Below are 11047 nucleotides of genomic sequence, written 5' to 3' on the forward strand. Positions count from 1 at the left end.
CCAAAAAGCTTCAGAAGACGCCGCATTTTTGAAAAAAGGCGGCATCCAGAAACTTTTCCTATTTTTGATCAACACCACCCCAGATCGTCATCTCTTTCATGACAAGCCGCAGGTTCTGGGTTCCTGCAGGCCAGGAACCTGTTCCCTATGGGGAAAATCAGGCAGGGACACTGCTCTGGACCGGCCAAAGGGCATGGCCCTTTGGCAACCATGACATGTCAGTGTGTATGCCGCGTCAGTTGCGACGTCCCATCAGCAGAAGCTGGGGATTACGCTCCACATCGGTTGCAAAACCGCGCAGGGCGGATGCAGCGGCGGCCAGGTCACGCAGCGAGGAATCCAGATTGGCGCGATCCGCCGAACTCGGGGCCGTGATGTCATGCAGCCCCGCCAGTGTCTGGCGTGCCTCTGTCACGGTGTTGTTCGAATTGATCAGCAGGTCATGCAGTTCGGCGCCGCGCGAATCAAGTTGCTGCGTGCCGCTGTTGGCCAGCCGGTCGATCGACGACAGTGTCACGTCCAGCCGCTTGTCGAGATCACGGATCGTATCGGTTGCGGTATCGACGGTCACGCGGCTGCGGTCGGATGTTTCCTTCACGCTTGTCACCAGCGGGGGCAGGTCCTTGTCCAGACGCTCTGCAAGGCTGCGGATGCTGACCAGCATTTCATCGGCGTTGGTTGCGATCGTCTTCAGCGGCAGGGTCGTCAGCGTATCGGTCAGCTTCTGCATTTCCGATTCGCGCACCGGGATTTCCGTCAGGTCCGACATGCCCGGATGCAGGCGCGCAGGTGTCGCGGGGTCGAATGACAGGTCGATTTCCTCCTGTCCCGTGACAAAGCTCTGCATATGCAGTTCCGCGCGCAGGCCATGCTGGATCAGGTCCGGCAGCCCCTCGGCGGTCAGGCCCTGGCTGTGTTCGGTGGATTTCGTGCGGTCCGCGCGCAACTGGATCGTGACGGGGATATACGCCTTGTGGGAGGCGGGATCGAACTTGATCCCGATCTTTTCCACCGCGCCGACCTGCACACCCTCAAGCGTGACGGGGGCACCGATTCCCAGTCCGTTGATGGCCCCGTCGAAAATCACGACGGCGTTGTTGGTGGCGGAAAACGGGTGAAATTTGCCGAACAGGACGACTGCCGCGACCCCCAGCAGCGCACCACCCAACACGAAAGCGCCGACCGTGGTCTGCCGTTCTGCCATGTGTTCAGGTCTCCCTACGACGCAATATTAAAGAGGTTTCAGTCCAATCCGCCTTACGCGACGGGTCATCAAGGATGGCACCGGAACGCCTGTCGCGAAAGCGGGGCCGCCGGATGGCTGGCATGTTCCCGCTGGGGCGTTTTATCATACGCGGGCGCAACGGCCATCCCCATGGCGCAAGAATTAGGCCATTGCCCCGTTCCGGCGCGTCGTTTACACGCACGGGCCTTGGTTCTTTGGCAAAAAGGTTCTTGTGCTGATGCGACGCAGGCGTGGACGCCCGATTGATGGCTGGTTGATTGTGGACAAGCCGTCAGGAATGACGTCAACGCAGGTGGTCGGCCGTGTCCGCTATCTGTTTGACGCGTGCAAGGCCGGGCATGGCGGAACGCTGGACCCGCTGGCGACCGGCCTTCTGCCCGTTGCCTTTGGTGCGGCGACAAAGACTGTCCCCTATGTCATGGACGGCACCAAGCGGTATCACTTTACCCTGCGCATCGGTGAGGCACGTGATAGTGATGATGCCGATGGCGTCGTGACCGAAACATCGGACGTGCGCCCCGACAATGCGGCGTTCGAGGCGGCGCTGGCGGCCTTTCGTGGCGATATCATGCAGATCCCCCCGGTGTTTTCCGCGCTCAAGGTCGGGGGGGAGCGCGCCTATGACATGGCGCGTGACGGGCGTCCGCCCGACCTGCCGCCGCGACCGGCGCGTATCGACCGTTTTGAACTGATTGCGCGTCCCGATGCGGATACGGCGATCTTTGAGGTGGAATCCGGCAAGGGCGTGTACATGCGGTCTTTGGCGCGTGATATCGCGCGTGCATGCGGGACCGTGGGCCATGTTGCGGCGCTGCGGCGGCTGCAGGTGGGGCCTTTTGGGGAATCGGATGCGATTGTGCTGGACAAAATCGTCGCCAGCGCCGACAACGCGCCTGCCTCGCCGGATCTGCTGCTTCCGGTCGCGACCGCGCTGGACGACATCCCGGCGCTGGCCCTGACCCCGGAAGAAGCAGAATCCCTGTCGCATGGGCAGGCGCTCAGCCTGCTTGATCTGATGGGCCGGATTCCAGATGCCGTCGATCCCCGCAGCGGGGTCGTGCGCGCGATGGACGGGGCGCGTGTCGTGGGCCTGTGCCGTCCGGTTGATGGATGGTTGCGGCCCGTGCGCATGCTGTAAACCACGACCATCTCTTTTGAACGGAGCATCCCGATGTCGATTACCCCCGAACGCCGCACGGCGCTTATTGATGAATACCAGACCGCAGCCAAGGACACCGGTTCGCCGGAAGTACAGGTTGCGCTGCTGACGGAACGGATCGTCAACCTGACCGAGCACCTGAAGACCCATGCGAAGGATTTCCATTCGCGTCGTGGCCTGCTGATGCTGGTGGGTCGCCGCCGCCGCCTGCTGGATTATGTCAAGCGCAAGAGCCAGACCCGTTATGAAACGCTGATCAAGCGTCTGGGCCTGCGTCGCTGATTTGCGGCATGGCGGGATCGCATTCATAATGCGCCCGCCACGGATATTGCGCGGTTGCGGGGCGGTGGCGTCCCGTGCCGCGCATCCGTGCATTTTCGTGGCATTCAATGGTGGATGTCGCAAACACACGCTGCCGACATGACGGCGGAGACACCCGGACAGGGTCGCAGCGTTTCAGGCCACATGGTGTATTGGCGGCAGGCCCGTCATCGCTCCATGCCGTCCGAGGCGCTGCCATCGATATCCCAATGTTCGGTCCGCTCTGCTCCGTTTGCGGTAGCCAACGGACAGGAACTGTCTGCATGTTTGATTATTTCCGTACTGAGATCGAGTGGGGCGGCCGTCCCCTTATCCTCGAAACGGGCAAGATTGCGCGCCAGGCTGATGGCGCGGTTGTCGTCACCTATGGCGATACGGTCGTGCTGTGCACCGCCGTCGGCGCGAAAAGCGTCAAGCCGGGGCAGGATTTCTTCCCGCTGACGGTCAACTATCAGGAAAAGGCCTATGCCGCGGGCAAGATCCCCGGTGGCTTCTTCAAGCGCGAAGGCCGTCCGTCCGAGGCCGAAGTCCTCAATTCACGCCTGATCGACCGGCCGATCCGTCCGCTGTTCCCCGACAATTTCCGCAACGAGGTGCAGGTTGTCGCCACGGTGCTGAGCCATGATATGGAAAATGATCCGGCGATCGTGGCGCTGATCGGCTGTTCGGCCGCGCTGACACTGTCGGGTGTTCCGTTCTTCGGCCCGGTTGGCGCATGCCGCGTGGGTTATATTGATGGCAAGTATGTCCTGAACCCGACCATCGCGCAGACGAAGGAAAGCGCGCTTGACCTCGTCGTCGCAGGCACCGAGGAAGGTGTGCTGATGGTCGAGTCCGAGGCCGCTGAACTGAGCGAGAAAGTCATGCTCGGCGCGGTGACGTTCGGGCACGAGGCATTCCAGGACGTGATCGACGCGATCATCGAGCTTGCTGAACACGCGGCGAAGGCACCGTGGGATCTGGTCGAGCCGAGTGCAGAAGAAATCAAGCTGCGCAAGAAGATCGAGAAGCTGGGCCGCAAGGCAATCGCCGAGGCGTACCAGGAACGCGTCAAGCAGGTGCGTTACAAGAAGGTTGCCGCTGCGAAGGACGCGATCCTCGCCAAGCTCGACCCGGCAGAAGCCGAAGCCGCGAAGCCGCTGCTCAAGGAACTCGAAGCCAACGTCGTGCGCTCTGCCGTGCTGGAGACGGGGCATCGCATTGATGGCCGCGACCTCAAGACAATCCGCCCGATCGTTTCCGAAGTCGGCATCCTGCCGCGTGCGCATGGCTCCGCCCTGTTCACCCGTGGCGAGACGCAGGCCCTTGTCATCGCGACGCTTGGCACCGGTCAGGATGAACAGGTGATCGACGCGCTTGAAGGTGAATACCGCACCAATTTCATGCTGCATTACAACTTCCCCCCGTTCTCGGTCGGGGAATGTGGTCGCATGGGCTCGCCGGGGCGTCGTGAAATCGGTCATGGCAAGCTGGCATGGCGTGCGATCCACCCGCTGCTGCCGGGTAAGGATACCTTCCCGTACACGATGCGCGTCGTGTCCGAAATCACCGAAAGCAATGGTTCGTCCTCCATGGCCACGGTGTGCGGCACGTCGCTGGCGCTGATGGATGCGGGCGTTCCGCTGAAGCGTCCGGTCGCGGGCATCGCGATGGGCCTGATCAAGGAAGAGGAAGAATTCGCGGTCCTGTCCGATATCCTTGGTGACGAGGATCACCTCGGCGATATGGACTTCAAGGTTGCGGGTACGGAAAACGGCATCACCGCCCTGCAAATGGACATCAAGATCACGTCCATCACGCCTGAGATCATGGAAATCGCGCTTGATCAGGCACGCGGTGGCCGCATGCACATCCTTGGCGAGATGTCCAAGGCGCTGACGGAAGGGCGTTCGGATGTGTCGTCTTCCGCGCCGAAGATCACCACGATTTCGGTGCCGAAGGAAAAGATCCGCGACGTGATCGGGCAGGGTGGCAAGGTCATCCGCGAGATCGTGGAATATTCGGGTGCGAAGATCGACATCAACGACGATGGCACGATCATGATCGCCGCGTCTTCTGACGAACAGGCGGAAAAGGCGATCGAGCGTATCCGTGGCATCGTGGCCGAGCCCGAGATCGGCAAGATCTATAACGGCAAGGTGGTCAAGACGGCTGATTTCGGTGCGTTCGTGAACTTCCTTGGTCCGCGTGACGGTCTTGTCCACATCTCCGAACTGGCGCAGGGGCGTGTCGCGAAGACCACCGATGTCGTCAAGCAGGGTGATGAAGTGAAGGTGAAGGTCCTGGGGTTTGATGACCGCGGCAAGGTGAAGTTGTCCATGCGGGTTGTCGATCAGGAAACCGGTGCCGATATCGGTGAAGCGGTTGGCGCAAAGGCCGGGCGCACCGCGCGCTGATACGGATATCGCGGGCACGACCGACCTGAGGGATCACGGGCGCGGGGCATGACCCCGGGCCCGTGGTTTCCGCGACATGGCCGGTGTGGACCGGTTTTACAGATGACGATGGAATGACGATGAAGGCGATCAACACGATCCGGATGGGTGGGGTGGATATCCTGCCCCTGGTCGAGGGGGGAAAAGGGGTTTCGATCTCCACCGGGGCCTCGTCCGGGCATTGGGCCGGGGCGGGCGGTGCTGGTACGGTATCGATCGTGAATGCCGATTCGTACGATGCCGACGGAAATGTCGTGCCCCAGATCTATCGGGGGCGCACCCGTCTTGAGAAGCATGAGGAACTGATCGACTACGCCATCAGGGGTGGTATCGATCAGGTGCGCATCGCCCACGAGGTCGCGGGTGGCAAGGGACGCATCCACGCCAATATCCTGTGGGAAATGGGCGGGGCCGAACGTGTGATCCGTGGCGTGCTGGAAGGTACGAAGGGCCTGATCAACGGCCTGACATGTGGCGCGGGCATGCCCTATCGCCTGTCGGACATCGCCACTGAATACGGTGTGTATTATTACCCCATCGTGTCGTCGGCACGTGCGTTCAACGCATTGTGGCGGCGTTCATATCACAAGAGCGCGGATCTGCTTGGTGGTGTGGTGTACGAGGATCCGTGGCGCGCGGGCGGGCATAATGGCCTGTCGAACACGGAAAATCCCCTCGCCCCCGAAGATCCGTTGCCGCGTGTGCTGGCATTGCGCAAGCAGATGCGTGCCTTTGGCCTTGATGAGACCCCCATTATCATGGCGGGTGGCGTCTGGTGTCTGGAGGAATGGCAGGACTGGATTGACAATCCCGACCTTGGGCCTGTGGCGTTCCAGTTCGGTACGCGCCCATTGCTGACGCGTGAAAGCCCCATTCCCGATGTATGGAAACAGCGGCTGATGACGCTGAAGAAGGGGGATGTGTTCCTTAACCGCTTCTCCCCGACCGGTTTCTATTCCTCGGCGGTGAATAACGACTTCCTGCGCGAACTGCGGGCGCGTTCCGAACGCCAGATTGCGTTTTCCACCGAACCCGTGGGTGAACATGCGACGGCGTTCAGCGTGGGGGCGCGTGGCCGCGTCGTGTACGTAACCCATCCCGATAGCGAGCATGCCGCCCTGTGGCAGCGTGAAGGCTATACGGAGGGGCTGCGCACGCCGGACAATACGCTGGTGTTCGTCACGCCGGAAAAGGCGCGCGAAATCCTGTCCGACCAGGCGGCCTGCATGGGGTGCCTGTCGGAATGCCGCTTTTCCAACTGGAGCCAGAGGGCTCCGTCCTATACCAACGGGCACAAGGCTGACCCGCGTTCGTACTGTATCCAGAAGACACTTCAGACCGTGGCGCATGCCCATGGTCCCGATGCGGGCGATGTCATGGAACATAACCTGATGTTCGGTGGCACCAATGCGTGGCGTTTTGCGACCGATCCTTTCTATGCCAACGGGTTCGTGCCCACTGTGGCGCAGCTTGTCGAACGGATCATGACCGGACGCTGACGGCCCTGCCGTGCTGTCGCCGGACAGGAACTGACCTGAAAAAAAGCCCTGCCACACGTTTGCGTGGCAGGGCTTTTTTATTGGCGAGGATGAATTGTGTGACGCAACGGCGTTCCCGGTTGCGTCCCTTGGGCTGCCCCATGGGCTATCCTCATGGACGGCCCGCAGGGTGTCCAGAATTGGGGCGTCCAGGATTGGGACGCCCCGTGTTGACCGGTCGCCTGATGTCAGGGCCGGTGACACGATCCAGCTTTTTCTGGCCCAGCTTTTTTTAGGCGATGACGCATGGAGATCACGCGGGTTGCAGGCATCCCTCCCGAAAAAGGCGGAAGGCACGGCCCCGGTGGCTGATGGTGTTTTTCTGTGTTTCCGTCATTTCCGCAAAGGTAAGGGGGCTGCCCTCGGGGGCGAAGATCGGGTCATAGCCATGGCCATGTGTTCCGCGGGGCGGCCAGACGACCTGCCCGTCGATGCGTCCCTCGAATGTTGTGCTCTGTCCGTCCGGCCATGCCAGACACAGGACAGAGATGAACCATGCCGTTCGGTCGGGGGTATCGCCCATCAGGTCATGGATACGGCGCATGACGGCGGGGAAGTCCTTGTCCGGACCGGCCCAGCGCGCCGACAGGATGCCCGGATCACCATTGAGCGCACTGACGCAGAATCCCGAATCATCAGCCAGTGCAGGCAGGCCCGCCGCCTGCGCCGCCGCCAGCGCCTTGATTTCGGCATTCCCGGCAAAGGTCGTGGCGGTTTCTTCCGGCTCCGGCAGGTTCAGCGTCGCGGCAGAGATAACCTTGATCCCATACCCGGACAGCAGCGCGGAAAACTCCACCAGCTTGCCTGCATTATGGCTGGCAAGGACGAGGGTATCCCCCCGACGCAGCCCGCGTGCCTGCACGGGGCTCATGCCGTCACCGCCTGCGCCACCGCGTCGCGCTGGATTTCAAACAGCTGTGCCGTCCCGACCTGCGCCAGACGCATCAGTTCGTTGAACTGTTCCTGTGAAAAGGGGGCCTGTTCCGCCGTCCCCTGGATTTCGACGATGCCGCCGGTTTCGGTCAGCACGAAATTGGCGTCCGCCACGGCATTGCTGTCTTCGGCGTAATCAAGGTCCAGCACCGCACCCGCCCCCGTCAGGCCGCATGATACTGCCGCCACCTGCGCCGTGATTGGCAGGGCCGGGATCACATTCGCCCGCACCAGTCCGTCAAGTGCGAGACGCAGTGCAACCCACGCGCCGGTGATGGCGGCACAGCGCGTGCCGCCATCGGCGTTGAGCACATCGCAATCCACCGTGATGGAGATTTCGCCCAAGGCCCGCAGATCTATCCCCGCACGCAGCGCACGTGCAATCAGGCGCTGGATTTCATGTGTGCGGCCACCCTGTTTCCCCTTTGCGGCCTCACGCGGGCCACGGCTGTGGGTTGCGCGCGGCAGCATGCCATATTCGGCTGTAACCCATCCCTGTCCCTTGCCCCGCAGGAACGGGGGGACACGGGATTCAATGCTGGCGGCGCACAGAACCTCGGTCCCGCCCATGCGGATCAGCGCGGACCCTTCGGCATGGCGGGCAAAGCCGGTCTGTATGGAAACGGGGCGAAGGGCGTCAATGGCGCGGCCGGATGGGCGCATGAAGGAAACTCCCGATGAAATCGTGTCTCGCGGCATAGCGCGCAACCCCCGTTCTTTCCAGTCCCGTCCCCGCCAGTCCTGTCCCCGGCCGGTGTGTCGCGGGCGCGAGCCGGTGTGGGAATTGTGGGGGCGGGGCGCAATCATGTGATTGTCGCAACAATACGTTGTGCCTATCCTTGTCACCGACCCATGCCCGCGCCAGATCAGAAGGCGGGACATCGTGGCTGTTTATATCTGCGCGCAAGGAGGGAGAACGCCATGGATATCGGAGTACTGTCTTCGCGTCCCGCCCTGCCGCCGGGGCTGGATGCGCGTTCCGCCGCGATATTGCGCGAAATTGTGGAGCAGTATGTCGAAACCGGCGACCCGGTTGGATCGCGCACCCTGTCGCGTCGCCTGCCGCTGTCGCTGTCACCTGCGACGATCCGCAATATCATGGCCGACCTGACCGAGGCGGGATTGCTGTTTTCGCCCCATACCTCTGCCGGGCGCCTGCCGACGGAAAAGGGTGTGCGCCTGTTCGTCGATGGCCTGTTGCAGTTCGGCAGCCTGAGTGAGGAGGAGCGCGAGACGATCACCCGCGCGCTGGAGGTCCGGGGGCGTTCGCTACAGGACATGCTGGGGGAGGCATCGTTGATGCTGTCGGGCCTGTCCTCGGCCGCGGGGCTGGTCCTTGCCCCCAAGAGCGATGGCACCATCAAGCATATCGAGTTCGTCGCCCTCGGTCCGGGCCGCGCGCTGGTCATTCTGGTCGGGTCCGACGGACAGGTGGAAAACCGCGTGATCGAAATCCCCTCTGGCCTGCCGCCCTCTGCGCTGGTGGAGGCGGGGAACTACCTCAATGCGCACCTGTCGGGCCGGACGCTCGACATCCTGCGTGACAAGGTCAGCGGTGACATCGCGGCCAACCGTACCGAACTCGATCAGTTGACGACAGAGGTGGTGGCCAGCGGCCTTGCCACGTGGAGTGATGCGGAAGAACGTGGCGGGACGCTGTTCATCCGGGGTCAGGCGCGGCTGTTGTCAGATGTGACGGAGATCGAGCGGCTTTCGACCATCCAGATGCTGTTCGACCGGCTGGAAACGCAGGAGACGATGTTGCGGCTGCTCGACCTTGCGTGCGAATCCGAAGGGGTGCGGATATTCATCGGTGCGGAAAGCGGCCTGTTCGGGATGGCCGGGATGTCGGTGGTGATGGCGCCCGCACGTACTGATTCCAACCGCATCGTTGGTGCGATCGGTGTCATCGGCCCGACGCGGATCAATTACGGGCGCATCATTCCCGTGGTGGATTACACCGCGCGCGTGATCGGGCGCATGCTGGGCTGAAACATGAAAATTCTGCGGCCGCCTCGTCCCTGAACAGGGCGGTGCCTTGCAAGGCTTTTTGAAAACAGGCTTCACTTGACACTTCTGACCCCCCGGTTTTCCCCTGACCCGCTGTGCCCTGCATGGGGCACAGGGCAGCGTGCGCACAGGGCAGGGTCCGTGCAGCCCGTCATTTCCCTGCCCGTTATCAGGTGCCCATTATCAGGTGCCCGTCATCAGGTGACAGGCTGTTGCGTGGAAATAGGCAAGGAGTAACGCCATGACCGTATCCCCATCACGTCCCGGCGGCACATTCCGTATTGGCGGTGAACTTGAGGTCGCGCGCCTTGGGTTCGGGGCGATGCGCATCACGGGGCCGGGCATCTGGGGCGAACCCGCCGACCGTGATGCCGCCCTTGCCACGTTGCGGCTGCTGCCTGAACTTGGCGTGAACTTCATCGACACTGCCGACGCCTATGGCCCTTTCGTCAGTGAAGACCTGATTCACGAGGCCCTGTCGCCTTACAAGGGCCTGGTGATTGCGACCAAGGGTGGCCATACCCGCCATGGCCCCGACCTCTGGCGCCCGGTGGGCAACCCTGATTACCTGCGCCAGTGTGTGATGATGAGCATGCGTCGCCTGGGTGTGGAACGCATCGACCTGTGGCAGCTTCACCGCGTCGGCCCCGACACCACGCCTGAACGGCAGTTTGAAGAGATCGCCACGATGTGCGCGCAGGGGCTGATCCGCCATGTCGGCCTGTCAGAAGTCACGGTGGAGATGATCGAGCGCGCGCGGCTGTATTTCCCGGTTGCGACGGTGCAGAACCGCTTCAACCTTGTGAACCGCTATTCTGAGGCGGTGCTTGATTACTGCACGCGCGAACGGATCGGCTTTATCCCGTGGGCCCCGCTGGCGGCAGGGGGGCTTGCGCGGGAGGATAATGTGCTGACACGCGTGGCGCAGTCGCGCGGCGTCACCACGGGACAGGTGGCGCTGGCGTGGCTGTTGCGGCGTTCGCCGGTCATGCTGCCCATTCCCGGCACCTCCCGCCCCGATCACGCCCGTGCCAATGCGCAGGCCGCGACATTGGTGCTGACGGACGCGGAATTCGACGCGCTTGACCGTGATGGCCGCGCGGAATGGGACCGCCTGCGCGCCTGATCCTGAACGGGCTGTCATGCGTGTGTTGCGGATCGGGGGCGACGTGGGCGCCGGACGGTGCTAGGACAGGGGCAGACCAACAGGGGGCCAGACCACAGTCCCTATTTCCCTATTGGATACCGGATGACGCTTGCTGACGGATCGGGCCGCGATGGCCGGGTGGATGGAACCTCTGACGCCACGCGTGATGGCGGCCGGCCGGCCGGGCGGCGTCCGCGTCCCCCCACGGGTGGCCCGCGCCCGCGTTATCGCCTGGTGCGCAGGCTGGCGGGCGGGGGG

11 protein-coding genes are annotated in these 11047 nt (G+C 62.7%); 7 read left to right on the forward strand and 4 right to left on the reverse strand.

The features are described from left to right. The coding region (locus B7G66_RS18355) for a hypothetical protein (protein ID WP_206778182.1) at nucleotides 1–214 on the forward strand (214 nt) is incomplete at its 5' end. Between the two features lie 21 nt (nucleotides 215–235). Here the strand turns inward: B7G66_RS18355 and B7G66_RS02785 are convergent. After that, the gene (locus B7G66_RS02785) at nucleotides 236–1204 is read right to left on the reverse strand and encodes an MlaD family protein (protein WP_003617026.1); all 969 of its coding nucleotides are present in this window, start codon (nucleotides 1202–1204) and stop codon (nucleotides 236–238) included. Nucleotides 1205–1463: 259 nt separating this feature from the next. On the opposite strand from B7G66_RS02785, the gene truB reads away from it, so the two are divergent. Continuing rightward, entirely contained in the window at nucleotides 1464–2384 is a 921-nt protein-coding gene (gene truB / locus B7G66_RS02790; RefSeq protein WP_003617028.1) for a tRNA pseudouridine(55) synthase TruB, read from the forward strand. A gap of 33 nt (nucleotides 2385–2417) precedes the next feature. Next, nucleotides 2418–2687 carry a 30S ribosomal protein S15 gene (rpsO, locus tag B7G66_RS02795; protein ID WP_003617029.1) on the forward strand — a complete coding sequence of 90 codons (270 nt, stop codon included), beginning with the start codon at nucleotides 2418–2420 and terminating at the stop codon, nucleotides 2685–2687. Here rpsO and B7G66_RS18360 read toward each other — a convergent pair. After that, on the reverse strand, nucleotides 2662–2925 hold the full coding sequence (locus B7G66_RS18360) for a hypothetical protein (protein WP_040510345.1): 264 nt from the start codon (nucleotides 2923–2925) through the stop codon (nucleotides 2662–2664). The genes rpsO and B7G66_RS18360 overlap by 26 nt on opposite strands. Nucleotides 2926–2989: 64 nt before the next feature. Between B7G66_RS18360 and pnp the strand changes: the two genes are divergently transcribed. Both pnp and B7G66_RS02805 read left to right on the forward strand, forming a co-directional pair. Next, on the forward strand, nucleotides 2990–5122 hold the full coding sequence (gene pnp, locus B7G66_RS02800; RefSeq protein WP_003617031.1) for a polyribonucleotide nucleotidyltransferase: 2133 nt from the start codon (nucleotides 2990–2992) through the stop codon (nucleotides 5120–5122). Nucleotides 5123–5241: 119 nt separating this feature from the next. Further along, nucleotides 5242–6660 (forward strand): NAD(P)H-dependent flavin oxidoreductase, encoded by a 1419-nt coding sequence (locus B7G66_RS02805; RefSeq protein ID WP_003617033.1) that lies wholly within the window; start codon nucleotides 5242–5244, stop codon nucleotides 6658–6660. Between the two features lie 292 nt (nucleotides 6661–6952). Here B7G66_RS02805 and rdgB read toward each other — a convergent pair whose 3' ends face one another. Both rdgB and rph read right to left on the reverse strand, forming a co-directional pair. Next, nucleotides 6953–7570 carry an RdgB/HAM1 family non-canonical purine NTP pyrophosphatase gene (gene rdgB, locus B7G66_RS02810; protein ID WP_003617034.1) on the reverse strand — a complete coding sequence of 206 codons (618 nt, stop codon included), beginning with the start codon at nucleotides 7568–7570 and terminating at the stop codon, nucleotides 6953–6955. Next, a complete protein-coding gene (gene rph, locus B7G66_RS02815; protein WP_003617035.1) occupies nucleotides 7567–8295 on the reverse strand; it encodes a ribonuclease PH in 729 nt (242 codons plus the stop codon). Before rph ends, rdgB begins: the two co-directional genes overlap by 4 nt. A 258-nt stretch (nucleotides 8296–8553) precedes the next feature. On the opposite strand from rph, the gene hrcA reads away from it, so the two are divergent. Together hrcA and B7G66_RS02825 are read left to right on the forward strand one after the other, a co-directional pair. Then, nucleotides 8554–9624 carry a heat-inducible transcriptional repressor HrcA gene (gene hrcA / locus B7G66_RS02820; protein WP_003617036.1) on the forward strand — a complete coding sequence of 357 codons (1071 nt, stop codon included), beginning with the start codon at nucleotides 8554–8556 and terminating at the stop codon, nucleotides 9622–9624. A gap of 259 nt (nucleotides 9625–9883) precedes the next feature. Further along, nucleotides 9884–10768 carry an aldo/keto reductase gene (locus B7G66_RS02825; protein ID WP_003617038.1) on the forward strand — a complete coding sequence of 295 codons (885 nt, stop codon included), beginning with the start codon at nucleotides 9884–9886 and terminating at the stop codon, nucleotides 10766–10768. Nucleotides 10769–11047: the final 279 nt, after the last annotated feature.

Origin of the sequence: Novacetimonas hansenii JCM 7643, from assembly GCF_000964405.1 — a bacterium.
In the GTDB taxonomy this organism is placed as follows: domain Bacteria; phylum Pseudomonadota; class Alphaproteobacteria; order Acetobacterales; family Acetobacteraceae; genus Novacetimonas; species Novacetimonas hansenii.

What these genes read in the sequence shown, in the direction of transcription:
- B7G66_RS02825 (WP_003617038.1), top strand. Translation starts at nt 9,884, where the DNA reads ATGACCGTATCCCCATCACGTCCCGGCGGCACATTCCGTATTGGCGGT.
- B7G66_RS02805 (WP_003617033.1), top strand. Translation starts at nt 5,242, where the DNA reads ATGAAGGCGATCAACACGATCCGGATGGGTGGGGTGGATATCCTGCCC.
- rph (WP_003617035.1), bottom strand. Translation starts at nt 8,295, where the DNA reads ATGCGCCCATCCGGCCGCGCCATTGACGCCCTTCGCCCCGTTTCCATA.
- rpsO (WP_003617029.1), top strand. Translation starts at nt 2,418, where the DNA reads ATGTCGATTACCCCCGAACGCCGCACGGCGCTTATTGATGAATACCAG.
- pnp (WP_003617031.1), top strand. Translation starts at nt 2,990, where the DNA reads ATGTTTGATTATTTCCGTACTGAGATCGAGTGGGGCGGCCGTCCCCTT.
- truB (WP_003617028.1), top strand. Translation starts at nt 1,464, where the DNA reads ATGCGACGCAGGCGTGGACGCCCGATTGATGGCTGGTTGATTGTGGAC.
- rdgB (WP_003617034.1), bottom strand. Translation starts at nt 7,570, where the DNA reads ATGAGCCCCGTGCAGGCACGCGGGCTGCGTCGGGGGGATACCCTCGTC.
- hrcA (WP_003617036.1), top strand. Translation starts at nt 8,554, where the DNA reads ATGGATATCGGAGTACTGTCTTCGCGTCCCGCCCTGCCGCCGGGGCTG.
- B7G66_RS02785 (WP_003617026.1), bottom strand. Translation starts at nt 1,204, where the DNA reads ATGGCAGAACGGCAGACCACGGTCGGCGCTTTCGTGTTGGGTGGTGCG.
- B7G66_RS18360 (WP_040510345.1), bottom strand. Translation starts at nt 2,925, where the DNA reads ATGGCAGCGCCTCGGACGGCATGGAGCGATGACGGGCCTGCCGCCAAT.